This is a genomic window from Saccharopolyspora sp. NPDC000359, assembly GCF_040300525.1.
GTDB lineage: Bacteria > Actinomycetota > Actinomycetes > Mycobacteriales > Pseudonocardiaceae > Saccharopolyspora.
On the sequence record NZ_JBEPDU010000023.1, the window covers coordinates 83,584 to 106,717 of the forward strand.

Sequence of the window (23,134 nt, forward strand, 5' to 3'; positions counted from 1 at the left end):
GTCAGCGCCGTTGTGCGGTCAATGGCGGCTGGGTCGTTCGCCGTGGTGGCGCTGGCGCTGGGGGTCGTGCCCGCGCAGGCCGCGTCGCCGGGCGAGCCGGTCGACGGCCGCGGTGCGGAGTGCAGCTTCGGCTGCAGCGAGATCCAGAACCGGTCGCACCGGAAGGTGATGGTGAGCCGCGACTGGTGCGGCGACGACCCCGCCGGGGCGGTCAAGAAGAAGACGTGGATCTGCGGCAAGCCGTCCGACAAGCACCCGTACCAGTACCTCGAGCCGGGCGAGCACTCGTACGGCTCGGCCTACCACGACACCGACAGCTTCCGGATCGACCCGGGCTACGAGATGCACGTCCAGTGGAACAACGACGGCGAGGAGGACGGTCCCGTCACGGTGTACGAGAAGAAGGGCTACACCCGCTGGGTGAAGGTCGCCAACAACCACGACATCGACATCGAGGCCTACTTCAAGCTCTGATCCGCCGCGTCCTCCGCCCCGTGCGCTCGCGAGACGGAGGGCGGTTCAGCCGACCTTCCGGACCTGGGTGTTCGCCGCGTCGAGGGGGGTGCCGTCGGCGCTGGTCGGTGCGAGCTCGGGCACCGGGGTGCCGTGCTGGTCGACGAGGGTGGAGTGGGGTTCGCCGGGGTCGAAGGCGTGGCGCTCGCCCCACTGCCGGAGCGTGAGGACGACCGGGAAGAGGTCCCGGCCGGTGTCGGTGAGCACGTACTCCTGGCGGCGGCCGGAGGGCGCGGTGCGCTGGTCGAGGAGTCCGTGGGCGGTGAGCTTGCGGAGCCGGTCGGTGAGGATGTTGCGGGCGATGCCGGTGCGCCGCTGGAACTCGGTGAACGAGCGCGCGCCGTCCATCGCGTCGCGGATGACGAGCAGGCTCCACCGGTCGCCGACGAGGTCGAGCGCGCGGGCGACCGGGCAGTGCGGGTCGGTCCAGTCCGGTGGCACGGCACCTCCCGATGAGTTGCATTTTGAAACCATTGTGCCCTAGGGTCGCGATCAGTTGCGAATTGCTACTGATTGGGGTTGGCCGTGGGGCGTCGGCTGTTGCTCGCGGTGGTGTGCGGGGTCGCGGTGGCGAGCATCTACGCGGCGCAGCCGGTCCTGGAGCCGATGGGACGCGACCTCGGGGTGCCAGCGGAGCTGGTCGGGTGGATCGTCGCGACCGGGCAGCTCGGCTACCTGGTCGGGTTGGTGCTGCTGGTGCCGCTCGGCGACGTCGTCGACCGGCGTCGGCTCATCGCCGGGCACTTGGGCCTCACCGCGGTGGGCATGGTCCTGGCGGCTTCGGCGTCGGTCGCGTGGGTGGCGTTCGCGGGGCTCGCGGTCGCTGGGGTGTTCGCGGTGGTGGTGCAGACCGCGGTCGCCTACGCCGCGTCGACCTCACCGCCCGCCGAGCGTGGGCGGAACATCGGTGTCGTCACCTCGGGCGTCGTGGTCGGGATCCTCGGCGCGCGGGTCGTCACCGGCGCGCTCGCCGAGGTGTGGGGGTGGCGGGGCATCTACGCCGTGCTCGCGGTGTTGTCGTTGGTGCTGGCCGTGCTCGTGCTCGTCGTGCTGCCCCCGGGAGCCAGCCGACCCGCGGGGTACGGGCAGGCCGTGGCCTCGCTCGGTGGGTTGTTCGGCCAGCGCCTGTTCCTGACCCGCGGGCTCATCGCGTTCTTCCTGTTCGCGTCGTTCGGGACGCTGTGGAGCGGGCTTTCGCTGCCGCTGACGGGCGTGCTCAGCGAAGGCCAGGTCGGGCTGCTCGGCCTGGCCGGACTCGCGGGTGCGCTCGGCGCGGCGCGGGCGGGCCGGTGGGCGGATTCCGGGCGGGCGGCCCCGGTGACCGGGCTCGCGCTCGTCCTGCTCATCGCATCGTGGGCGGCGACCGGGCAGCTGCCGTGGTCGTTGGGGCTGCTCGTGGTGGGGATCGTCGTGCTGGACTTCGCGGTCCAGGCCGTGCACGTGAGCAACCAGCACCTGCTCACCGCGGCGCACCCGGATCGTGCGAGCAGCGCCATCGGCGGGTACATGGTCTTCTACTCGCTCGGTTCCGCGCTCGGGGCCGCCGCGACGACCGCCGTCTTCACCGCCAGCGGGTGGCTCGGGTCCAGCCTGCTCGGAGCCGGGTTCGCGGTGTGCGCGCTGGTGGTGTGGGCCGTTGACCGGCGCAGCGCAGCTCAGCCGGTGCCGAGCATGGTGAGGTAGGCGTCGAGCTGGGCGGCTCCGGCGAGGAGGTGGCGGCTGCGCCTGGTCAACCGCTCCTGCCAGTCGTCGAGGAAGGCCGCCAGCGCGTCGGCGCCGCCCGCTTCGCGCAGCGACGCGAGGAACTGCGCGACCTTGGGCAGCGGGTAGCCGCCCCGGCGCAGTTGCCGCGCGATCTCGGCATCGCGCACGCAGTCCGGGCCGTACTCGCGGTAGCCCGTCGCCCGATCGCGCTCGGGGTGCAGGATCCCCTGGGTCTCCCAGGTGCGCAGCGTGGCGGGGTGGACGTCGAGCCGGTGCGCGAGTTCGCCCACGGTCAGCGGACGGGCGGGGCTCGGGGACGTGGTGGACAGGGCGCCCAGGGCAGCGGCGACTTCGGTGCGGGTGCCGCGCTCGGCGAGCAGCTCGGCGTGCGCGGAATCGATGAGCTGGTAAGCGGATTCGGTGTCACCGCGGTGGACAGCACGCATGATCTCGACCGCCTGCTGGTGCCCGTGACCGCGCCGCAGCGCGATGAAGGCGCGCAGGGCTTGGGCGTGCCGGGGCGTGTATCGGCGGTAGCCGGTCTCGGTGCGTTCGGTCGGCGGGAGGACGCCCGCGTCGTCGTAGTTGCGCACCGCTTGCGCGGACAACCCGTGCTCGCGGGCCAGGTCGATGGGGCGCAACCGGGATCTCCGCTTCGGGTTTGAGCGTCGCTGACCAGGTGGATCTCGCGGGATTTCCACGATACTGGTGGTGCTGCGGCGCGTGGGCGGCTCGCCTGAGCGGTTGGGTCGGGCGAGTTCCGCAGGCTCAGCGGATTCTCGAAGGGCGGTGTGCGCCAACTCCTCGGGACGGCTCGGGGTGACAGGAAGGTTCCCATCCTCACCACAGGCCCCGGGGTGGCAGGAAGGTTCCCATCCTCAACTGAGCAGGCCGTGGAGTGGGAGGGAGGTTCCCCGCGCCGCGTGCAGGTCGGTGCTACGGCCGTTGCCCAGGCGCAGGACGGAGTCGACTCCTCCGGTCAGCTCGATGAGGAGTGCGGGCTGCGCGTTGCCGCAACGAGACCACGGGAGACCGGGACGCCACCACGACCGGTGCCAGTGCGGCGAGAACGACTCCACCGCCGTCGGCCAGCAGGCGTGGCACGGCACCTGTTTCGACCGCCTGCTGGCCCGGCCCGGGGTGTTGCGGGCCGGGCCGCGCAGGTCAGGCCGAGGCGGTGGTGAGGGTCTTCAGCTCGGTGTCGGTCAGCTGCAGATCCAGGTGGGCGAGCAGCGAGGGCAGCTGCTCGACCGTGCGGGCGGAGGAGACCGGCACGGACACCGTGGGCTGCTGCGCGAGCCAGGCCAGCGCGACGGTCGCCATCTCCGCGCCTCGGGCCGTCGCGACCTCCTCCAGCGCGGCGAGGACCCGCGCACCGCGTTCGGTGTCCGCGAAGCTGCCCGCCATCGTGGGCGTGTCGCGCGGCCCGCCGACGGGCTTGCCCGGGCGGTACTTGCCGGTCAGGAAACCGGCGGCGAGCGCGAAGTACGGGAGGCACGCGAGTCCCTCGCGCGCCACGATGTTGCGCCGCTCGCCCTCGTAGGTGTCGCGCGAGACGAGGTTGTACCTCGGCTGGAGCGCGACGAAGCGGGCCAGGCCCTCGCGGTCGGAGAAGGCCAGCGAGGCGGCGAGGCGTTCGGGGCTGATGTTGGAGGCGCCGATGGCGCGGACCTTGCCCGCCTTCACCAGGCCGTCCAGCGCGGTGATGACCTCCTCGACCGGGACGGATTCGTCGTCGAGGTGCGTGTAGTAGAGGTCGATGTGGTCGGTGCCCAGGCGGCGCAGGGAATCCTCGGCGGCGGCGACGATGTTCGCGGGCGCGAGGCCCTTGCGCTCGGGGCTGTCGCCGACCTTGGTCGCCACCACCACGTCGTCGCGGTTGCCGCGGGCGGCGAGCCACCTGCCGATGATGGCCTCGGACTGGCCAGCTTCGTTGCCGGGGAAGTAGTACATGTACGCGTCGGCGGTGTCGATGAAGTTGCCACCCGCTTCGCGGTAGGCGTCGAGCACCTCGAACGAGGTGGCCTCGTCGGCCGTCCAGCCGAACACGTTGCCGCCCAGGCACAGCGGGAACACGGACAGTCCGGAGGAGCCCAGTGGGCGAAGTGCGGTCATATCGGATTGAACCACGGTGCGCGCGCTCGTCGACAAGGCTGATCGCCCGTTCGTCCCGCAGAAGTGCCCGGGAGTCCCTGGTCGCCGGGCAATCTGGAGTCCAAAGAGGACTTGACGCTTGGTGTCAGGACAGGTTCTCCCGCGCCCAGTCCTCGAAGCTGGTGAGCGGGATGCCGAGGCCCCTGGCGTGCTCCGGGCGTCCCGGTTGGCCCGCCACGTTGAGCCACTCGTGCCCGGCCCCCATGGGCGGCATCCCGGCGGCGACGGCCTGCTCCTGGGTCATGTCGGGAGCGCGGAGCGGGGTTCCGAGCGCGCGGGAGAGGACCTCGGCGACCTCCCGCATCGACAGGACCTCGCTCGCCATCTCCAGCTCGACCCGGTCGAACCGCTCGGGCTCGGCGATGGCCGCCGCGGCAGCCGCGCCGATGTCGTCCACCGCGATCAGGGCCAGCCGCGTCGCGGGTCGCACGACGCTGACCAGACCGCCCTCGATACCGCGCGGGAACAGGAACGTGGTGGAGGGCAGGAAGTTCTCCATGAAGAAGGTCGGCTTGAGCAGGGTCCAGCGCGCAAAACCAGCTGCTCGGAGGTGGTCCTGGAGCGCGACCTTGGCGTCCAGGGAGCGCTCCAGCATCGGCCAGCGGCCGCTGGTCCAGCCGGGGTGCTCGGTGTGCTGCCCGGCGCCGGAGACCGACGTGTGCACGAACTGCGGCACCCCAGCGGCCAGCGCGGCCTCGATGAGGTTGACGCCCTGGGCGATTTCGTCGTCGAAGTCAGGGCCGTCGGCGGTGAAGGGCGGCATCTGAACGGAGAAGACCGCGCGGGTGCCCTCGGCCGCCCGGCGCGTGGCATCGCGGTCGTGCAGATCGCCGCGGACCAGTTCGGCGCCGAGCGCCGCGACGGCCCTGGCCCGGTCGGTCGCCGGGTCACGGACCAGGGCGCGGACGGGCACGCCCGCGGCGAGCAGGGCGCGCGCGGTGGCGCCGCCTTGCCTGCCGGTTGCGCCGGTGACCAGGACGGGTGCGGACATGGTGTGCCTCCTGTGGATAAACGGCGGAGCCCGCCGTTTCTGTTCGAGTAAGATATGGCGGGCCCCGCCGTTTAGCAAGACTGGAGGTGACGCGGTGGCGCAGCGAGCCGACGCCCAGCGCAACCACGTGCGCATCCTCGCGGTGGCCGAGCAGGAGGTCGCCGCACACGGTCCGGACGCCTCGCTGGAGCAGATCGCCCGCATCGCAGGGGTCGGCTCGGCGACGGTGCGCAGGCACTTCCCCACCCGGCAGGCGCTACTGGAAGCGGTGTCCAGAGAGCGGATCGAGGCGCTGCGCGAGCGCGCCGAGACCCTCGCCGACGAGGACGACAGCCGCGGTGCGCTGCTGACGTGGCTGGGTGAACTCGTCGACTACTGCGTCTCCGCGCGAGGTCTGGCGGCCGCGCTGGCCCACGACGATTCCGAGGACCCGACGCAGAACGGCTGCGCAGCAGCGCTGGAAGGGGCGGCAAGCGAACTGCTGGCCCGCGCGGCACGCGACGGTGCGGTGGCGGCCGGCGTCACGGTCGCGGACCTGCTCTCGCTGGCCGTCGGCATCGCCCTGGTCGCCGAGCGCTCCGCCGACCCCGCGGCCCGGGCGGCCCGCCTGTACCAACTGGTCGTGACGGGGCTCAGCCCGCAGAGCTGAGCGCCCACGATTGAGGCTTTGGGCGGAAATCACCAGGTGGATCTCGCTGGAGTTTCACTCGATCCTTCAACGATAGCGTCGAAGGGAGCACCAACCTCGAGAACGGAGTGCTCATGTCCACCGCTGAGATCGGCCGCCAGCTCGACGACCTGGGTGGCGCCATCGACGACCTGCTCGGGCCAGAACCGCCGGTCCTGCTGGGGCTCGGTGAACCCACGCACGGGGTCGCGGCCTTCCCGATGCTGCGCAACGAACTCCTGCCCGCGCTCGTCGAACGCGGATACCGCTCGATCGCCTTGGAGGTGGACCACTTCGCCGCATCCGTCGTCGACGACTACGTGGCCGGGGGCACCGCGGACGTAAACGAGGTGTTGGAGACCGGGTTCAGCCACCGGTTCGGCGCGGTGCCCGGAAACCGCGAGCTCGTCGAGTGGCTCCGGGCCCACAACGCCGAGCGGGAACCGCAGGACCGGGTCCGCTTCCGCGGCTTCGACGGGCCCATGGAGATCTCCGGTGCGCCCAGCCCGCGGCGCGCGCTGACCTCGGTCATCGACTACCTGTCGGTGGATCTGGACGTCGATGGGCTGCTCGGCGCCGACGCGGACTGGTCCAGCGAAGCCGCCATGTTCGACCCGGCGGCGTCCATCGGAGGTTCCGACCGTGCCCGCGCGCTGCGCGTCATCGCCGACGACCTGGCCAGCGCCCTGCGTCGCGCGGCACCGGGCCTGTGCCGCCGGGACCCGGACGCCCACGACCGGGCCACCGCGCACGCGCGCACGGCTCTGGGCCTGCTGCGCTACCACGCGGCGATGGCCAGCTCCTCGACTGATCGGATCGCGACGCTGCTCAGCCTGCGCGCCGAGATGATGGCCGACAACCTGCTCGCGATCGTCGCCCGGGAGCAGCACCGCGGCCCGACACTGGTGTTCGCGCACAACGCGCACCTACAGCGCGCGCCGTCCGACATGGCCGTTCGGCGGGGACGAGGTGAGCTGGGACGCCGCGGGGGCGCTCGTCTCCCTGGCCTTGGGTGAGCGCTACATGTTCGTGGCGACCGACGCCAACCCCCGCAGCACACCGGGAACCCTTCAGGGCGTGCTGGCCGAAGCGACCACCCGCCGCGCGTTGTTCCCGGCACCGGCCCTGCGCGCCGCGCTGCCCGCGTCGACCAGCGCGGGCGAGCCGATGTTCCCCGGCCACCTGCCGCTGGCACCGGAACAGCTGGCGGGTGCCGACGCGGTGGTCTTCATCGCCGACACCGACGGCAAGCAGCACCAGTTCTGGTGACCCCCGTAGTCCTATGTGGACTTCCCGGGTCCGGTGCTGGCGTCGGACATCGCGCCCGAGATGGTGCAGCGGACGCGCGCTGGAACTGTCCGGGGCCACCGCCCGTCGGTTGGACGCCCAGTCCCTGGACCTGCCGGACGAGTCGTTCGACGTGGTGCTCTGCGGATTCGTGCTGCACATCGGTGCCGAACCGTACGAACTGCAGCGGTGACCAGCTCGTGAGTGCGTTTGGTCGCTAGAACCACCATTCGCACTCACGAGTGTCCTGCTAGCCTCACTCCCGTGAAGCGCGCTGGTCTGACTACGACGCCGGACGACGTCCCGGCGCGCTGACTTCTGCTCACCGAAGCTCCGGGGCGGGTGCCCCGGAGCTTCGTCGTGTGGTCACCCGCCTCATCACCTGCGAGGAGACCACCATGAACGACCACCGCAAGCTCGGCCGCGAGCTGGGCCTGTTCGACACCGACCGGCTGATCGGCGCCGGGCTCCCGTACTGGTTGCCCGACGGCGCCGTGGTCCGCCACACCTTGGAGGAGTACATCCGCGACGCCGAGCGGCGGGCGGGGTACCGGCACGTCAGCTCACCGGTGCTGGGCAAGCGCGAGCTGTACGAGATCTCCGGGCACTGGGCGCACTACCGGGACGACATGTTCCCGCCGATGGACCTCGGTGGCGAGCAGGTGGTGCTGCGGCCGAGCCTGTGCCCGCACCACGCGGTCATCTACCGGTCCCGCCCGCACAGCTACCGGGAACTGCCGCTGCGAATGGCCGAACTCGGCGGCATGTACCGCGCGGAGCTGTCCGGCGTGCTCGGCGGCCTGACCCGCGTGCGCGCGATCCAGCTCAACGACGCGCACATCTTCTGCACCCTGGACCAGGTCGCCGACGAGGCGTCCGCCGCGCTGGAGCTGATCGGCAACGCCTACGCCGCGATGGGCATCCGCCCGGCCCGCTACCGGCTGTCGCTGGCCGGTGCGGGCGGGAAGTACGTTGCCGCGCCGGAGAACTGGAGCCGCGCTGCCGCGCTGCTGACCGAGGTCCTGGACCGCAGCGGTCTGGAGTTCGAGGCCGTCGAGGGGGAGGCGGCGTTCTACGGCCCAAAGATCGACGTGCAGGTGGCCGACAGCGCTGGCCGCGAGTCGACCCTGTCCACCGTGCAGGTCGACTTCCACCAGCCCGAGCAGTTCGACCTGCACTACACCGGTGCCGATGGCGCCAAGCACCGGCCGGTCATGGTGCACCGCAGCATCATCGGCAGCGTGGAGCGGGCCGTCGCCCACCTCCTCGAGCAGCACGGCGGTGCCTTCCCGGTGTGGCTGTCCCCGACCCAACTCGTGGTGCTGCCCGTCTCCGACGACGAACTGCCGCACGCTGAGCACCTCGCCCGGCAGTGCCTGGAACGCGGCCTCCGCGCGGAGGTCTTGCCACCCGACCGGGGCAGCCTCGGCGCCCGCGTCCGAGAAGCCCGCCTGGTGCCGTACCAGCTGGTGATCGGCGCGGAGGAGGCCTCCGACGACCTGGTTTCCGTCCGCCTCCGCGATGGCCGCCGCCTCGACCCCCAACCAGCCGACGACTTCCTGGCCCGCGTCACCGATCGCACCACCAACCGCAGCACCGACCTCTAGTCCATTGTGGTCGGAGGCGGTCCCGGGGGTGCCCGAAAGGGCAAGGGCGTCCCTTTTTCCGGGAGCTTGGCAACCAGGTGGCTCGTTGGACGTCTGGACGGGTATGAACACCCAACGCATGCGGAACGACTGGGGCGCACCACCACCGGCTCCCGGGCGGGGGCCCGCACCGCGTCGGCGGGGCCGCAGGTGGCCAGTGCTGGTGCTGCTGGTGCTGGTCCTCTTCCCGCTGGTGTTCGGCGGTTGGCTCTGGTTCCACGTCGACTCGTCGATCAACCGGATCAGCGCATTCCCGGACTACTCGGGCCGCCCGGAAGCGGGTGCCGGCACGAACTGGCTCATCGTCGGCTCCGACAGCCGGGACGGCCTGGACCCGGAGACGGCCGAAGCGCTGCACGTCGGCGCGGCCGAGGGCCAGCGCACGGACACGATCATGGTCGCGCACGTGCCGGACAACGACACCCCGCCGACCCTGATCAGCCTCCCGCGTGACTCCCACGTCCCGGTGCCCGGCCACGGCCGCACCATGATCAACGCGGCGTTCGCCATCGGCGGCCCGGAACTGCTGGCGCGGACCGTGGAGCAGGCGACCGGGCTGCGCATCGACCACTACGCGGAGATCGGCTTCGGCGGTTTCGCCGGGCTGGTCGACGCGGTGGGCGGCGTGGAGCTGTGCCTGGACGAGGAGATGCACGACACCAAGACCGGCCAGACGCTGCCGGGCGGGTGCCAGACCCTGGACGGCGAGCAGGCGCTGACCTTCGTCCGCATGCGCTACAGCGACGCGACACCGCGCTCGGACCTCGACCGGGTCGCCAACCAGCGCAAGTTCATCGGCGCGCTGGTCGAGGAGGCGTCGAGCGTCGGCACCCTGATCAACCCGTTCACGACCTACGCCCTGGCCGACCAGGGCGCGCAAGCGCTGACCATGCTCGACTCGGACGGCACGAGCGACCTGCTGTCGTTGGCGTGGGCGCTGCGCGGCATCTCCTCGGGCGGGGTGGTGACCACGACGGTCCCGGTCACCGACGCCACCGCGCACCGCTGGGACAAGGAGCAGGCCAGCGAACTGTTCGAACTGGTCAACGGCGACCAGCCCATCCCCGAGGACCTGATCGCCGAGTGACCCGTGGTCGTGAGTGCGTAACAGTGTTCGAACACTGTTACGCACTCACGACCCCCCTCAGCGGCGCGGCGGCTTCATCTCCATCGGGGCCCCGATCAGGTTCAGCGCGTTGATCAGCGAGACCTGCGCGACGAGGTGCCCGAGCTCGGCTTCGTCCGGGAAGGCCTTGCGCAGCGAGTCCCACAGCTCGTCGGTGACGTGCTCGCGGCGGGTCGCCGCCTCGGCGTAGGCGAGGGCGGCCCGCTCCCGCTCGTCGAACAGCTCCGACTCCTGCCACACCGGCAGCTGCAGCAGCCGGTCCTGGCCCTCCCCGGTGCGCAGCGCCTCCCGGCTGTGCATGTCGACGCAGAACACGCAGCCGTTGATCTGCGAAACCCGGATCTTGACCAGCTCGCGCACGGTGGCGTCGAGCGGTCCCTTCCGCAGCGCCGCGTCGGCCTGCAGGAACCCCGCGTACGGCTCGGGGGCGGTCTTGCTGAGATCCAGTCGTGCCATGGTTTCCTCTCCCGTCAAGCGTTTCACCATGGAGACGAGCCAGGCCGCACGAACGTGACCGCGCCCCCGGAACGCACCGACCCGCCCGTCGGTGCCGAGCGGCCGGTAGGCCATCCCGAAGTCGGTGCCACTCGTCGGTCGACCGCACACGCCCCCTGGACGAGATCGCCGTCGGATCGGTGGCGGCACCTCGCTCAACGCCGTCGACACCGCCACGCTTCCCGGCTCCACGGCTCGCGCGGTGCGGGCACGCGGTGTTCTCACGCGGAGGGAAACGGCCCAACATGATCACTCTGTTGGGCTAATCAGAACTACGCCAAGTAGTCCATTAACGTCGCTCTCGCCTCACTTCGAGAACACCCCGAAAGCGGGGCGTTTCCCGACTTCCCGCACCCCGATGAGCGGAGGAACAGTTTTGCTGAAGCAGATTCGCCGCGTGCTGCTGGCTACGACCCTGATCGCCGGAGCCGCGGTGGCCTCCGCGACGGCGGCCCCGGCGCAGAGCGAACTCCCCACCGTGCTCCACCTCTCGGTAAGCACCGAAGGTTCGTCGGCGCAGCGCACGACGGTCCTGGAGTGCCACCCGGCGGGCGGCGCGCACGAGTTCGCCCAGCAGGCCTGCGGCGACCTCGAACTCGTCCAGGGCGACTTCCGCCGGATGAACGCGCGCCTGGCCCGAGCCTGCACCCTGGAGTACCTCCCGGTCACGGCGAAGCTGGAGGGCAAGTGGCGAGGCGAGGTGGTCAGCTACACCAAGAGCTACCCCAACGCCTGCACCCTCCAAAACGAAACCGGAGTCCTCTTCAACATCTAAAGAACCCAAGCACCCCACCGCCAACCCCCGCGCCCCGCGGGCGATCCCCCTCCACGACGCACTTTCAATGGAAATCGCACAAGCGATTTCCATTGAAATCGCACCAACAGGCCCGTCGGCAGGGGTGGCTCCAGCGCGATCGCGGAGTCCGCGAGAATCCAGGGCACGCCACCGCCGCCTTGGAGGGGACGTGAGCTCGAACTCGACAGCAGAACCCCGACCGCACAAGGGTTTCTTCACCCAAGCGTTCCGCTTCGCCCTGGTCGGAGCAGGTGGCGCAGTGGTCGACTACGGCAGCTTGACGGCGCTCCTCGCCCTGGAAACCTGGCCAGAGCTGGCCAGGATCCTCAGCTTCACGATCGGAAGCACTGCGGTCTACCTGGTGAACCGCCGCTGGACCTTCACCTCCACCAGGAGCAGGCGAGAGGTGGCGACCCTGGCGGTAGTCCTGGCCCTGACCTTCGCCCTGGTAGCAGGGGTGAACGCCCTAGCCCTCCGCCTCCTCCCCCAAGGCCCCTGGCAGATCACCCTGGCCTGGGCGATCTCCCAAGCAGTAGCAACAACATTCAACTTCCTAGCCCAAAGAACAGTGGTCTTTCGCCAAAAAACCCCAAACCCAGCAACCTGGCCCCAAAACCACCACGAAGACCAAAACACCCCACCGCACGTCCCGAGACACCGGTCCGGATGACCGAATTCGCGAGAGGGCCCAGTCGTGTGAAAGCAAGGAGCATGCGAGAAGGTGACTTCCGCCCCGTGGGGGGCTTGGGGGGTTCGAACCCCCCAGTGAAATGGCGAGGGAGCCCAGGTCCACGTCTTCGGTGGACTTCGGGAGGGCTGGTTACCAACTCAGGTCGGGTACGTCACTGATCGCAGGGAGCATGCGAGAAGGTGACTCCCGCCCCGTGGGGGGCTTGGGGGGTTCGAACCCCCCAATGAGATGGCGAAGGAGCCCAGGTCCACGCCTTCCGTGGACACAGGGCTCCCAGCTCCGAGCGGATGACGGGAATCGAACCCGCGTTCTCAGCTTGGGAAGCTGATGTTCTACCATTGAACTACATCCGCGTTACCTCTTGTTCGAGGCGCTGACAGCCTAACACGGTGGGGCGCGTAGATCGTAACCGGGCTCCCGATACGCTGTGGGCGTGTTGCTGAGTGACCGGGACCTGCGCAAAGAGCTCGACGAGGGGCGCCTCGAACTCGATCCGTTCGACGCCGCCATGATCCAGCCGTCGAGCATCGACGTGCGGCTGGACCGCTTCTTCCGGGTCTTCGACAACACCCGGTACACGCACATTGACCCGTCGCAGCAGCAGGACGAGCTCACGTCGCTGGTGGAGACGCCCGACGACGATCCGTTCGTGCTGCACCCGGGTGAGTTCGTGCTGGGGGCGACGTTCGAGTCGGTGCGGTTGCCGGACGACCTGGCGGGCCGGTTGGAGGGCAAGTCGTCGTTGGGGCGGCTGGGCCTGCTGACGCACTCCACCGCGGGGTTCATCGACCCCGGGTTCACCGGGCACATCACCCTGGAGCTGTCGAACGTGGCGAACCTGCCGATCACGTTGTGGCCGGGGATGAAGATCGGGCAGCTGTGCCTGTTCCGGCTGTCGAGCCCTGCTGACTTCCCGTACGGGTCGAAGGAGGCCGGGTCGCGGTATCAGGGTCAGCGGGGGCCGACGCCGTCGCGGGCGTACCTGAACTTCCAGCGCTCCGAGACCAAGCGGTGACGCAGCGCGACCGAAGTTGATCTTGTTTTCCCTGGTGGGGTCATAGTCGCCGGGTACTTCCAGCGCTTTCGACGACGGTGAGCTACTTCACGCTGAATCGAATAAGCAAGTAGGGGGTTCAGAACTTAGGATCCCCTCCGCCCGACGTTCTGGAACGATTCGCAACGGAGCGGTCGACGTGCGGGCTAGGAGTACTCGATGTCCGCAACGCAGTCGCGTGCCTCGGGCGCTGCCACTGAGCACCTCGGGCACGTCGTGATGATCGCCGGGGCAGCCGCGCTCGGCGGATTCCTCTTCGGCTACGACACCTCGGTGATCAACGGCGGTGTCGACGCCATCCAGTCGCACTTCAACGTCGGCTCCGCGCTGACCGGCCTGACGGTGTCCTCCGCGCTGCTGGGCTCGGCGGTCGGGGCCGGGATCGCCGGCGGGCTGGCCGACCGGGTCGGTCGGATCCGGGTCATGCAGCTGGCCGCCATCCTGTTCATCATCAGCGCCGTCGGTTCGGCCGTGCCGTTCGCGATCTGGGACCTGGCGATCTGGCGGGTGGTCGGTGGTGTCGCCATCGGCATCGCATCGGTGATCGCACCGGCCTACATCGCGGAGGTGGCGCCCGCCGCCTACCGCGGCCGGTTGGCCTCGTTGCAGCAGTTGGCGATCGTGCTCGGCATCGCGGTCTCGCAGCTGGTCAACTACGCGTTGGCACAGGCTGCGGGTGGGAGCGCGTCGGGGGAGCTCGGGCCGCTGCAGGCCTGGCAGTGGATGCTCGGGGCTGCTGCGGTGCCCGCGGTGGTCTACCTGGTGGTCGCCTCGACGATCCCCGAGTCGCCGCGCTACCTGGTCGCCGTCGGCAAGCTCGACCGCGCCCGCGAGGTGCTGGCGCAGGTCGACTCCGGTGACCCGGACGAGAAGGTCGCGGAGATCCAGGGCGCGCTCGGTGGGGAGCGCAAGCCGCGGTTGAGTGATCTGCGCGGGCGGCTCGGCCTGCTGCCGATCGTGTGGGTCGGCATGGCGATCGCCGCGCTGCAGCAGTTCGTCGGCATCAACGTGATCTTCTACTACTCGTCGTCGCTGTGGCACTCGGTCGGCATCGACGAGAGCAGCTCGCTGCTGCTTAGCCTGTTCACGTCGATCGTGAACATCATCGGCACCTTCGTGGCCATCGCCCTGGTGGACAAGATCGGCCGCAAGCCGCTGCTGGTGATCGGTTCGGTCGGCATGGCCGTGTCGCTGGCGGTGACCGGCTGGGCCTTCAGCTTCGCCGAGGTCGTCGGCGAGGAGGCGCAGCTGCCGTTCCAGTGGGGTGCGGTGGCGCTGGTCTCGGCGAGCGCGTTCGTGCTGTTCTTCGCCGCGTCGTGGGGCGTGGTGATGTGGGTGCTGCTGGGTGAGATGTTCCCGGCCCGCATCCGTGCCGCCGCGCTGGCCCTGGGCACCGCGACGAACTGGATCGCGAACTGGTTGGTGACGGTCAGCTTCCCGAGCATGCGGGACTGGAACCTGCCGGTCACCTACTTCATCTACGCCGCGTTCGCGCTGATCTCGGTTGTGTTCGTGGTGAAGTACCTGAAGGAGACCAAGGGGCGCTCCCTGGAGGAGATGGGCAGCTGACCCCGGTCCAGCAGCGAGGGCGGTCCCAGGTTGGGGCCGCCCTCGCTGCTTCGTCGACGGCGGCCTGGGGGCGGGGGCATCGCGCGGCGACCGCGGTTGCCACGAACGCGCGCTGGGGCACCGCGGTTCCGGGGTCGGCTGGGGGCGGGTGCTGCACTTCGAGCATCTGCCGGCCAGCGAGGCGGGAAACCACCCGGATGCCGGTCCGCCGCGCTCGCCTGACCTGCGGCTGAAGTCTTCTTCGCGGATTCCGGGAACAACGGGGGCCGGTCGCGCGTATTACTTACCGTACAACGTACGGAAGGATCTGCGCATGACGATCACCCCGTTCCGCCTCGCCGTCCCGCAGCGCGACCTCGACGACCTGCGGGAGCGCCTGGCCCGCACCCGCTGGGCCGACGAGGTGCCCGGGCTGGGCTGGAGCTACGGCCCACCGCTGGGCTACCTGCGGGAGCTGGCGGAGTACTGGCGCGACGACTACGACTGGCGCGCGCAGGAGGCGCGGCTGAACGAGTTCCCGCAGCACACCACCGAGATCGACGGCGCGAACATCCACTTCCTGCACGTCCGCTCGCTGCGGCCGGACGCCCTGCCGCTGCTCGTCACGCACGGCTGGCCGAGCTCGGTCGCGGAGTACCTGGACGTCATCGCACCGCTCACCGAGGCGGGGTTCCACCTGGTCATCCCGTCGGTGCCGGGCTACGGCCTGTCCGGCCCCACGGCCGAAACCGGTTGGGGCGCCGAGCGCATCGCGCGGGCATGGGCGGAACTGATGCGCCGCCTCGGCTACGAGCGGTACGGCCTGCAGGGCGGCGACTGGGGCACGTGGATCTCCCGCACGGTGGCGATCAACGAACCGGAGCGGGTGGTCGGCCTGCACACCAACGGCATGATCACCTTCCCCTCCGGCGATCCGGACGAGTTCGCGGAGCTGACCGACGTCGACCACGCCCGGATGGCCCGCTGGCAGCGCTACACCGACGAGCTGTACGGCTACAAGCTGATCCAGTCCACGAAACCGCAGGCCCTGGCGTACTCGCTGGCCGACTCCCCGGTGGGCCTGCTGGGTTGGATCGTCGGTGTGCTCAAGGAGTGGACCGACTGCGACAACAGCCCGGAGGAAGCGGTCGACCGCGACCGCATCCTGACCACGGTGATGCTCTACTGGCTCACCAACACGGCAGGTTCGGCGGCGCGCTCCTTCGTGGAAACCCCGGACAACGCGGGGAAAGCGGAGCAGGAAGGCGTCATCGAGCAGTTGTCGAACGGCACGGTCCCGCACGCCGTGGCGGTGTTCCCGAAGGACGTCCTCGCTCCGGTGCGACCGTTCGCGGAGCGCATCAACAACATCGTGCGCTGGACGGAATACGACCGCGGCGGCACCTTCCCCGCGATGGAAGAACCAGACCTCTACGTCCGTGACGTCGAGGAGTTCTTCGCATCGCTGTGAAGGCGATCCCAGAGTAGGGGTCGTGAGTGCGTAACAGTGTTCCAGCACCGTTTCGCACTCACGACCAGCTGCTGGGCGACACCGGGTTCGACCAGGCGAAGGCCATCGAGATGGCCAGGACGAGGGCGCTGAGCAGGAGGAGCAGCCAGGGCGGGAGGTTCTGGGGCCTTCCGCTGCGGGGACGTCGGGGGTCCGCGGCGGCCTCGTCGCGGACCAGGGGTTCGATGATCGCGCGGATGCCGCTGTTGACCTCGGCGACCTCGTCGGCCAGCGCCCGGCAGCGGGCGCAGGTGCGCAGGTGGGTTTCCACGATGAGCTCGTCGCGGTTGGACAGCGCGTTGCGGGCCCAGGCGCCCAGCCGGTTGATCACCGTCCGGCAACGCGGGTTGGACACCTCGGCCAGGTGCGCCGTCAGGTACTCGCGGCGCAGGCCTTCGCGGGCGCGGTAGGACAGGGCGGACACCGCGTTGGGGGTGAGCCCGAGCAGCGGTGCGGCTTCGGCGGGCGTGCGGCCCTTGATCTCGGTGTGCCAGAGCACCTTCTGCCAGTTCGCCGGGAGCCGGGCGAAGGCCTTCGCGGCGAGCGTCCGCTCCGCCACGTCCACCGCGAAGTCCTCGACGGGGTCCGCCGAGTCCTCCGCCACGGACTGGACGTCCTCGACGAGGTGCACCTTCCGGGCGGTCCGGGACCGGTCGTAGGCCAGGTTCCGCAGCGTGGTCAGCAGGTACGCGCGGAACGCGCTGGTGGGGCCGCCGCCGGTGGTCAGGCTGGTGAGGACGTTGGCGAACGCCTCGGACACCAGGTCGTCGATCTCGCTGGGGGAACGCGAGAGCTGCCGCGCCGTCTTGTAGGCGGCGCGGACGTGCCGCCGGTAGAGCTGCCCGTAGGCGCACTTCTCCCCGGACCGGACCAGCTCGACCAACTCGGCGTCGCTGACCTCGGGCGTCTCTGCCATCTTCCCTCCGCTCCCGGTACCGCTCGATACCGGGACGCCCCGGCCACCGGCACATGACGCCGGAACCCGCAACTCGACGTGCGCGGCTGGCTACCCCGGGTCGGCTCGCGGGACGGGAAGTCCGCGAACGCGGAAGTGCCCCTCCAGACGGGATCCGGAGGGGCACCAGCGCTTGATCCGTCAGCTACCGGTCGGTGCCGGGTCCTCGTTGTCCTGCTTCTCGCCGCGCTTGACGGCCGAGAGCAGGAGCTGGGCGACGTCGACGACCTCGACCGACTCCGAGGCGACCTTCTCGCTCTGCCGGGCGGTCAGGCCGTCGGAGAGCATCACCTTGCAGAACGGGCAGCCGGTGGCGATCTTCGACGGCGCGGTGCCGAGCGCCTCGTCGACGCGCTCGACGTTGATGCGCTTGCCGATGCGCTCCTCCATCCACATCCGCGCGCCACCGGCACCGCAGCACATCGACCGGTCGGCGTGCCGCGGCATCTCGCGGAAGGTCGCGCCCGAGGCGCCGACCAGGTCCCGCGGCGGGGTGTAGACCTTGTTGTGCCGGCCCAGGTAGCAGGGGTCGTGGTAGGTGACGTCCTCGGCCACCGGGGCCACCGGGGTCAGGCGCTTCTCGCGGACCAGCTTGTTCAGCAGCTGGGTGTGGTGCACGACCTCGTAGTCTCCGCCCAGCTGCGAGTACTCGTTGGCCAGCGAGTTGAAGCAGTGCGCGCAGGTCGCCACGATCTTGCGCTTGCCCGGCTCGCGACCCTCGAAGACCGAGTTGAGCACCTCGACGTTCTGCTGGGCCAGCATCTGGAAGATGAACTCGTTGCCCGCGCGGCGGGCCGGGTCGCCGGTGCAGGTCTCCTCCGGGCCCAGCACCGTGTACTTCACCCCGGCCATGTGCAGCAGCTCGGCGACGGCCTGGGTGGTCTTCTTCGCCCGGTCCTCGAACGCACCCGCGCAGCCGACCCAGAACAGGTACTCCACGTCCTCGGCCAGCTCGCCGTCGAAGACCGGGACCTCGAAGTCCAGGCCCTCGGTCCAGGCCAGCCGGTCCTTGGCGTTCTGGCCCCACGGGTTGCCCTTGTTCTCCAGGTTCTTGAACATCCCGCCCAGCTCGGTCGGGAAGTTCGACTCGATCATCACCTGGTAGCGGCGCATGTCCACGATGTGGTCGACGTGCTCGATGTCGACCGGGCACTGCTCCACGCAGGCACCGCACGAGGTGCACGACCACAGCACGTCCGGGTCGATGACCCCCATCTCCTCCGGGCCACCGATCAGCGGGCGCTCGGCCTCGGCCAGCGCCAGCGCGTCGATCCCGGCCAGCCGGGCCTCGGCGTCGTCACCGGTGATGCCGACCTCGTCCCCGGCCATGTCCTTGCGGCCACCGGCCAGCAGGTACGGGGCCTTGGCGTAGGCGTGGTCGCGCAGCGAGGTGATCAGCAGCTTCGGCGACAGCGGCTTGGCGGTGTTCCACGCCGGGCACTGCGACTGGCAGCGACCGCACTCGGTGCAGGTGGTGAAGTCCAGCCAACCCTTCCAGGAGAAGTCCTCGACCTTGCCCGCGCCGAACACGTCGGTGTCCGGGTCGGCCTCCTCGAAGTCCAGCGGCTTGCCCGCCGACATCATCGGCTTGAGCGCGCCCAGCGCCACGTCACCATCCGCCTCGCGCTTGAAGTAGATGTTGAAGAACGCGCTGAACCGGTGCCAGGCGATGCCCATCGTCATGGTCCGGGAGATCACGATCAGCCAGACGGTGGCGCTCATCAGCTTGATGAACGCGAACACCGACACCAGGTCGGGGCTGGCGGGCAGCAGGCTGCCCAGCGGGCCGGAGACGAACTCCGACCACAGCGGCATCGGGTGCACGCCCAGCGCGGCCTTCGCGGCCCGCACGCCGAGGATGCCGATGCCCTCGATCAGGACGACCGCCTCGATGAAGTACGCCCACTTGAAGTTGGATCCCTGGAACCGCGAGACCCGGTCCGCGCGGCGCGGGTGGTTGCGCTGTCGGACCACGATCAGCACCACGATGCCCACCACGGTGCCGACGCCGAGCACCTCCATCAGCAGGCTGAAGACCGCGAGGTCGCTCAGGAACGGCCAACCCCAGGTCGGCACGAACACCTCGCCGTAGGCCTCGAACAGCGCCAGCGAGCCGAGCAGGAAGCCCCACATCACCAGCCAGTGCCACACGCCGACGTTGCGGAACTTGTTCATCCTGGTGTGCGCGGCGAACTCCTTGACCAGGGTCGCCAGCCGAGCCATCACCGGGCCGTTGCGGGTGCCATCCGGTTGCCCGAGGCGGATGATCCGCACGAACCGGGCGATGGTCATGGCGAACATGCTCCACGCGACGACGCCGAGCGCGACCGAGATCGCGCCAAGCGTGATCTGTACAGCACCCATGCTCGCGGCCTCCTGTTTCGAGGGGGTTGTCCGTTCGGGCAGCGTACGCCCTGTTACCCGCCGGTAACTACGGGGGCTGTGCGCATGTCGGGAACAGTCGGTGATTCTGCGAGACGGCCGCCCGAAAAACTAGTTGTGCATTCGTTCAGGTTTGTCGGGTAGGCTGTCCCCGTCAGTCGCGGGTGGCACCGGGTGCTGCTGCTGGTGTTGTCCGGGTTGTTCCTGTTAGACGGCTGAGGCGGGGGTTGCGATCCTGTTGCGGCTTCCGCTTGGTGGATGTCGATCAGAGCGGCCTCGCGGGAGCAGTGCGATTTTCGCCACGTATTTGTTCAGGTGAACGGTTCGTTCGGTGGCACCGAACGTCCAGGGGGTAGTGATGACTGGGGCGGACAGCGGGTCGATGCGCGCATCGGACGGTGACCGGGAAGCCGTGGCGCAGCGGTTGCGGGCGGCGTTGGACGAGGGGCGCCTCTCCCTCCCGGAGTACGACGAGCGCCTGCAGCAGGCTTACGCGGCCACCACCTACGGTGAGCTCCAACCGCTCACCGCCGACCTGCCCGAGCCGACCCCGCCGAAGCGGTCCAAGCAGCTCGCCAAGCGCGAGAAGCGTAAGCGGAAGCAGGTCAAGGAGTGGCGGGACTGGGGTGGGGTCGCGGTCATCCTGGTCGCGATCTGGCTGTTCACCAGCATCGCCTCCGGTGAGCCCAGCTTCTTCTGGCCGATGATCCCGCTGGGCATCTGGGCCGCGGTGATCCTCAGTGACCTGGTCTTCGGTGGCGGCGGCGGGAAGTCCGAGCGCTCCGACGACTGAACCGGGTGCCCCCTGCGACGGGGGCATCCGCGCGCCCTGAAAGTGGGGCGTTCGTACAGTTTTCTTCCGGAGGGAGTTCGGACGTGGCCTACCTGGTCCTGGCGGTGGCGATCCTCAGCGAGGTGCTCGCCACCGTCTCGCTGAAGCTCTCCGAGGGGTTCAGCAAGCCGATCCCCTCGGTCCTGGTCGTGGTCGGCTACGCGATCGCCTTCTCCGCGCTCGCCTCGGTGCTCAAGCTGGGGCTGCCGGTCGGCGTCGCCTACGCGATCTGGGCGGGGGCCGGGGTCGCGCTGGTGGCGATCATCGGCGCGGTGTTCCTCGGTGAGTCGATCACCGCGGTGCAGGTCGTGGGCATCGCGCTCATCATCGGTGGGGTCATCGCGCTGGAGCTGGGAGGTGCGCATTGACCCAGCCGCGGCGCGACCCTGCCGAGGAGACCGACGGCCGCCGGGCCAAGGGCGAGCGCCGCCGCCGCGCGATCATCGACGCGGCGCTGCGGGTGGTGGCCCGCGACGGGGTCGGCGCGGTCAGCCACCGCAACATCGCGCGCGAGGCCAGCGTCCCGCCCGCGTCCATCGCGTACTACTTCGACAGCATCGACGACCTGCTGGTGGCCGCGCTGCTGGAGGGCTGCGAGGCGCTCATCGCGCAGGTGGACCAGATGCACGAGCAGGTCCAGCAGCGCACCGACTGGCCCCGGGTGATCGCGGAGAACCTGGCCGGGGTCCTGCGCGAGCACCGCGAGCGCACCCTCGGCGAGTACGAGCTGTACCTGCTGGCGGCCCGCCGCCCGGCGCTGCGCCCGGCCGCGCGCCGCTGGATCGAGGCCGCCGCCGGTTACGTCAACGGCGGTCGCGGCGGCGACGAGCCCGTCGTCCGGGCCCTGTTCGCGGCGCTCGACGGCATCCTCATGCAGGGCCTCATCGCCGACGAACCACCCACCGCGGACGACCTCGAACCGGTGCTGCGCTTCCTGGTCCAGCCGGTCGACTACCTGCGCGACCGCGGCCACCTCTGAACCCCTGGTCGCGGCATCCGGGTTCATTCCGGGAGGACCCCGATGCCCGGTGCGCACCCCGGTGCGTAGTTTCAACGTCGCGGAACGTGCTGGGGACAGGGGGAATCGGCCATGGCTCGGGTGGGGTTGGCGATCGGCGGTGCCGCGTTGGTGCTGATCGGGGGTGCGGTGGCGTTCGGGGGGCCGCTGTCGTCCACGCAGCAGCGCACCGACCCGGTCGGCGGCGTCGACCGCGTGCAGCTCGGTGACGGGGCCGGGTCGGTGGAGATCCGGTACGTGCCCGGTGGGCGCGGTGAGGTCACCCAGCGAGTGGAGCGGTGGGGTGCCGCGCTCTGGGGCGGCGACGACGAGGTCGTGCACCGGGTCGAGGACGGCGAGCTGGTGCTGGACACCAGCTGCGGGTGGAACTGCGAGGTGTCCTACCAGGTCGCGCTGCCCGCGCCGGTACCGGTGGCGGGGGAGCTCGGCTCCGGGTCGCTGACCGTGGTCGGCATGCGGTCGGTGCAGGCCGAGGTCGGTTCCGGCTCGATCGACCTGCGGGCGATCTCCGGGCCGGTGACCGCCCGGACCGGCTCCGGGTCGGTGCACGTGCGCGACGTCGACGAGCCGGTCGAGGTGCGCAGCGGGTCGGGGCGCATCGAGCTCGTCGACCTCGGTGGGCGGGTCGAGGCGGAGACCGGCAGCGGTGAGATCACCGGGGCCGACCTGCGCGGCGCGGAGATCGTCGCCGACTCCGGTTCCGGCAGCATCGAGCTGCGGCTGCCCGCCGACCGTTACCGGGTGAGCACCGACACCGGCAGCGGTGACGCGGACGTCCGGGTGGCCCAGGACCCGTCCGCCAGCAAGCAGCTGACGCTGTCCACCGGCAGCGGCGAGATCCGCGTGCACTCCTGAGCCGCGCCGGGCCCGGACCTCGATCGCCCGGGCGGGTGGTTCGCGTCACTCCGTGGAACTCCCGTGGCTGGCCGGGCGTTGTTCTGGCAGAAAGCTTGAGTGAGCTGCGCTCAACCCGATTGACGGTGCTGTTGTGCAGTGGGTAGAACTTGAGTAAGCAAGGCTCAGGGCCCTGGTGGCTGCTGGGCGCACAGGCAAGAAGTCGGGAGGAATCAAGCATGGCGCGAGCGGTCGGCATCGACCTGGGGACGACCAACTCCGTCGTTTCCGTCCTGGAGGGCGGTGAACCGACGGTGATCGCCAACTCCGAGGGCTCGCGGACCACGCCGTCCATCGTGGCCTTCGCGAAGAACGGCGAGATCCTCACCGGTCAGCCCGCGAAGAACCAGGCGGTCACCAACGTGGACCGCACCATCCGGTCGGTCAAGCGGCACATGGGCACCGACTGGAAGGTCCAGATCGACGACAAGCCCTACACCCCGCAGGAGATCAGCGCCCGCGTGCTGATGAAGCTCAAGCGGGACGCCGAGGCCTACCTGGGCGAGGACGTCACCGACGCGGTGATCACCGTCCCGGCCTACTTCGAGGACGCCCAGCGGCAGGCCACCAAGGAAGCCGGTCAGATCGCCGGCCTGAACGTGCTGCGCATCGTCAACGAGCCGACCGCGGCCGCGCTGGCCTACGGCCTGGACAAGGGCGAGAAGGAACAGACCATCCTGGTCTTCGACCTCGGTGGCGGCACCTTCGACGTCTCGCTGCTGGAGATCGGTGAGGGCGTCGTCGAGGTGCGGGCCACCAGTGGTGACAACCACCTCGGTGGTGACGACTGGGACGAGCGCATCGTCGAGTGGCTGGTGGAGAAGTTCAAGTCCTCGTCGGGCATCGACCTGACCAAGGACCGGATGGCCAT

25 protein-coding genes and 1 tRNA gene are annotated in these 23,134 nt (G+C 70.0%); 18 read left to right on the forward strand and 8 right to left on the reverse strand.

The window, feature by feature from the left end; translation table 11 throughout:
* Positions 1-21 precede the first annotated feature (21 nt).
* The gene (locus ABT324_RS16895) at positions 22-474 is read left to right on the forward strand and encodes a hypothetical protein (RefSeq protein WP_351177637.1); all 453 of its coding nucleotides are present in this window, start codon (positions 22-24) and stop codon (positions 472-474) included.
* A 45-nt stretch (positions 475-519) separates the two neighbouring features.
* On the opposite strand, the gene ABT324_RS16900 is transcribed toward ABT324_RS16895, so the two are convergent.
* Complete coding sequence (locus ABT324_RS16900) at positions 520-987, reverse strand: winged helix-turn-helix transcriptional regulator (protein WP_351177640.1); 468 nt, start codon at positions 985-987, stop codon at positions 520-522.
* Between the two features lie 45 nt (positions 988-1,032).
* Between ABT324_RS16900 and ABT324_RS16905 the strand changes: the two genes are divergently transcribed.
* The gene (locus ABT324_RS16905) at positions 1,033-2,196 is read left to right on the forward strand and encodes an MFS transporter (protein WP_351177643.1); all 1,164 of its coding nucleotides are present in this window, start codon (positions 1,033-1,035) and stop codon (positions 2,194-2,196) included.
* On the opposite strand, the gene ABT324_RS16910 is transcribed toward ABT324_RS16905, so the two are convergent.
* The 3 genes from ABT324_RS16910 to ABT324_RS16920 form a co-directional block, all read right to left on the reverse strand.
* The gene (locus tag ABT324_RS16910) at positions 2,169-2,858 is read right to left on the reverse strand and encodes a TioE family transcriptional regulator (protein WP_351177646.1); all 690 of its coding nucleotides are present in this window, start codon (positions 2,856-2,858) and stop codon (positions 2,169-2,171) included. The two genes, ABT324_RS16905 and ABT324_RS16910, sit on opposite strands and share 28 nt — an antisense overlap.
* 523 nt (positions 2,859-3,381) lie before the next feature.
* Positions 3,382-4,332 (reverse strand): aldo/keto reductase, encoded by a 951-nt coding sequence (locus tag ABT324_RS16915; protein ID WP_351177649.1) that lies wholly within the window; start codon positions 4,330-4,332, stop codon positions 3,382-3,384.
* 124 nt (positions 4,333-4,456) lie between these two features.
* A complete protein-coding gene (locus ABT324_RS16920; RefSeq protein ID WP_351177651.1) occupies positions 4,457-5,362 on the reverse strand; it encodes an NmrA family NAD(P)-binding protein in 906 nt (301 codons plus the stop codon).
* 94 nt (positions 5,363-5,456) lie between these two features.
* Here ABT324_RS16920 and ABT324_RS16925 point away from each other — a divergent pair, with 94 nt between their 5' ends.
* The 6 genes from ABT324_RS16925 to ABT324_RS16950 all read left to right on the forward strand — a co-directional run bounded on the left by ABT324_RS16925 (position 5,457) and on the right by ABT324_RS16950 (position 10,049).
* The gene (locus ABT324_RS16925; RefSeq protein WP_351177654.1) at positions 5,457-6,011 is read left to right on the forward strand and encodes a TetR/AcrR family transcriptional regulator; all 555 of its coding nucleotides are present in this window, start codon (positions 5,457-5,459) and stop codon (positions 6,009-6,011) included.
* A 113-nt stretch (positions 6,012-6,124) separates the two neighbouring features.
* The gene (locus ABT324_RS16930; RefSeq protein ID WP_351177657.1) at positions 6,125-7,045 is read left to right on the forward strand and encodes an erythromycin esterase family protein; all 921 of its coding nucleotides are present in this window, start codon (positions 6,125-6,127) and stop codon (positions 7,043-7,045) included.
* Between the two features lie 7 nt (positions 7,046-7,052).
* Entirely contained in the window at positions 7,053-7,298 is a 246-nt protein-coding gene (locus ABT324_RS16935; protein WP_351177660.1) for a hypothetical protein, read from the forward strand.
* A gap of 109 nt (positions 7,299-7,407) precedes the next feature.
* The gene (locus ABT324_RS16940) at positions 7,408-7,509 is read left to right on the forward strand and encodes a methyltransferase domain-containing protein (protein WP_351177663.1); all 102 of its coding nucleotides are present in this window, start codon (positions 7,408-7,410) and stop codon (positions 7,507-7,509) included.
* A 184-nt stretch (positions 7,510-7,693) separates the two neighbouring features.
* Entirely contained in the window at positions 7,694-8,923 is a 1,230-nt protein-coding gene (thrS, locus tag ABT324_RS16945) for a threonine--tRNA ligase (RefSeq protein ID WP_502949748.1), read from the forward strand.
* 196 nt (positions 8,924-9,119) lie between these two features.
* Complete coding sequence (locus ABT324_RS16950; RefSeq protein WP_351177666.1) at positions 9,120-10,049, forward strand: LCP family protein; 930 nt, start codon at positions 9,120-9,122, stop codon at positions 10,047-10,049.
* Between the two features lie 57 nt (positions 10,050-10,106).
* On the opposite strand, the gene ABT324_RS16955 is transcribed toward ABT324_RS16950, so the two are convergent.
* Entirely contained in the window at positions 10,107-10,544 is a 438-nt protein-coding gene (locus ABT324_RS16955) for a carboxymuconolactone decarboxylase family protein (RefSeq protein WP_351177669.1), read from the reverse strand.
* Between the two features lie 415 nt (positions 10,545-10,959).
* Between ABT324_RS16955 and ABT324_RS16960 the strand changes: the two genes are divergently transcribed.
* Positions 10,960-11,358 carry an SSI family serine proteinase inhibitor gene (locus tag ABT324_RS16960; protein WP_351177671.1) on the forward strand — a complete coding sequence of 133 codons (399 nt, stop codon included), beginning with the start codon at positions 10,960-10,962 and terminating at the stop codon, positions 11,356-11,358.
* Between the two features lie 190 nt (positions 11,359-11,548).
* Positions 11,549-12,049 (forward strand): GtrA family protein, encoded by a 501-nt coding sequence (locus ABT324_RS16965; protein ID WP_351177674.1) that lies wholly within the window; start codon positions 11,549-11,551, stop codon positions 12,047-12,049.
* A gap of 303 nt (positions 12,050-12,352) precedes the next feature.
* On the opposite strand, the gene ABT324_RS16970 is transcribed toward ABT324_RS16965, so the two are convergent.
* Positions 12,353-12,423 (reverse strand) — tRNA-Gly (locus tag ABT324_RS16970).
* 80 nt (positions 12,424-12,503) lie between these two features.
* Between ABT324_RS16970 and dcd the strand changes: the two genes are divergently transcribed.
* The 3 genes from dcd (at position 12,504) to ABT324_RS16985 (ending at position 16,143) form a co-directional block, all read left to right on the forward strand.
* Positions 12,504-13,085 carry a dCTP deaminase gene (gene dcd / locus ABT324_RS16975; RefSeq protein ID WP_351177677.1) on the forward strand — a complete coding sequence of 194 codons (582 nt, stop codon included), beginning with the start codon at positions 12,504-12,506 and terminating at the stop codon, positions 13,083-13,085.
* A 198-nt stretch (positions 13,086-13,283) separates the two neighbouring features.
* Positions 13,284-14,693, forward strand: a complete 1,410-nt coding sequence (locus ABT324_RS16980) for a sugar porter family MFS transporter (RefSeq protein ID WP_351177680.1) — start codon at positions 13,284-13,286, stop codon at positions 14,691-14,693.
* A 313-nt stretch (positions 14,694-15,006) separates the two neighbouring features.
* Positions 15,007-16,143: an epoxide hydrolase family protein gene (locus ABT324_RS16985; RefSeq protein ID WP_351177682.1), complete on the forward strand. Its 1,137-nt coding sequence runs from the start codon at positions 15,007-15,009 to the stop codon at positions 16,141-16,143.
* Positions 16,144-16,201: 58 nt separating this feature from the next.
* On the opposite strand, the gene ABT324_RS16990 is transcribed toward ABT324_RS16985, so the two are convergent.
* Together ABT324_RS16990 and ABT324_RS16995 are read right to left on the reverse strand one after the other, a co-directional pair.
* A complete protein-coding gene (locus ABT324_RS16990; protein WP_351177684.1) occupies positions 16,202-17,098 on the reverse strand; it encodes a sigma-70 family RNA polymerase sigma factor in 897 nt (298 codons plus the stop codon).
* Positions 17,099-17,278: 180 nt separating this feature from the next.
* Positions 17,279-19,501 carry a (Fe-S)-binding protein gene (locus ABT324_RS16995; protein WP_351177686.1) on the reverse strand — a complete coding sequence of 741 codons (2,223 nt, stop codon included), beginning with the start codon at positions 19,499-19,501 and terminating at the stop codon, positions 17,279-17,281.
* A gap of 376 nt (positions 19,502-19,877) precedes the next feature.
* Between ABT324_RS16995 and ABT324_RS17000 the strand changes: the two genes are divergently transcribed.
* The 5 genes from ABT324_RS17000 to ABT324_RS17020 all read left to right on the forward strand — a co-directional run.
* Positions 19,878-20,312 (forward strand): DUF1707 SHOCT-like domain-containing protein, encoded by a 435-nt coding sequence (locus ABT324_RS17000; RefSeq protein ID WP_351177688.1) that lies wholly within the window; start codon positions 19,878-19,880, stop codon positions 20,310-20,312.
* An 83-nt stretch (positions 20,313-20,395) separates the two neighbouring features.
* The gene (locus ABT324_RS17005) at positions 20,396-20,719 is read left to right on the forward strand and encodes a DMT family transporter (protein ID WP_351177690.1); all 324 of its coding nucleotides are present in this window, start codon (positions 20,396-20,398) and stop codon (positions 20,717-20,719) included.
* Positions 20,716-21,330, forward strand: a complete 615-nt coding sequence (locus tag ABT324_RS17010) for a TetR/AcrR family transcriptional regulator (RefSeq protein ID WP_351177692.1) — start codon at positions 20,716-20,718, stop codon at positions 21,328-21,330. Before ABT324_RS17005 ends, ABT324_RS17010 begins: the two co-directional genes overlap by 4 nt.
* Positions 21,331-21,441: 111 nt before the next feature.
* On the forward strand, positions 21,442-22,224 hold the full coding sequence (locus ABT324_RS17015; RefSeq protein ID WP_351177695.1) for a DUF4097 family beta strand repeat-containing protein: 783 nt from the start codon (positions 21,442-21,444) through the stop codon (positions 22,222-22,224).
* Positions 22,225-22,442: 218 nt separating this feature from the next.
* On the forward strand, positions 22,443-23,134 hold a 692-nt coding region (locus tag ABT324_RS17020), incomplete at its 3' end, for an Hsp70 family protein (RefSeq protein ID WP_351177698.1).

Coding starts and splice junctions, on each gene's coding strand:
- ABT324_RS16955 (WP_351177669.1), bottom strand. CDS start 10,544: ATGGCACGACTGGATCTCAGCAAGACCGCCCCCGAGCCGTACGCGGGG.
- ABT324_RS16915 (WP_351177649.1), bottom strand. CDS start 4,332: ATGACCGCACTTCGCCCACTGGGCTCCTCCGGACTGTCCGTGTTCCCG.
- ABT324_RS16990 (WP_351177684.1), bottom strand. CDS start 17,098: ATGGCAGAGACGCCCGAGGTCAGCGACGCCGAGTTGGTCGAGCTGGTC.
- ABT324_RS16900 (WP_351177640.1), bottom strand. CDS start 987: ATGGTTTCAAAATGCAACTCATCGGGAGGTGCCGTGCCACCGGACTGG.
- ABT324_RS17000 (WP_351177688.1), top strand. CDS start 19,878: ATGACTGGGGCGGACAGCGGGTCGATGCGCGCATCGGACGGTGACCGG.
- ABT324_RS16980 (WP_351177680.1), top strand. CDS start 13,284: ATGTCCGCAACGCAGTCGCGTGCCTCGGGCGCTGCCACTGAGCACCTC.
- ABT324_RS17015 (WP_351177695.1), top strand. CDS start 21,442: ATGGCTCGGGTGGGGTTGGCGATCGGCGGTGCCGCGTTGGTGCTGATC.
- ABT324_RS16920 (WP_351177651.1), bottom strand. CDS start 5,362: ATGTCCGCACCCGTCCTGGTCACCGGCGCAACCGGCAGGCAAGGCGGC.
- ABT324_RS16895 (WP_351177637.1), top strand. CDS start 22: ATGGCGGCTGGGTCGTTCGCCGTGGTGGCGCTGGCGCTGGGGGTCGTG.
- ABT324_RS16995 (WP_351177686.1), bottom strand. CDS start 19,501: ATGGGTGCTGTACAGATCACGCTTGGCGCGATCTCGGTCGCGCTCGGC.
- ABT324_RS16935 (WP_351177660.1), top strand. CDS start 7,053: ATGTTCGTGGCGACCGACGCCAACCCCCGCAGCACACCGGGAACCCTT.
- ABT324_RS16930 (WP_351177657.1), top strand. CDS start 6,125: ATGTCCACCGCTGAGATCGGCCGCCAGCTCGACGACCTGGGTGGCGCC.
- ABT324_RS16985 (WP_351177682.1), top strand. CDS start 15,007: ATGACGATCACCCCGTTCCGCCTCGCCGTCCCGCAGCGCGACCTCGAC.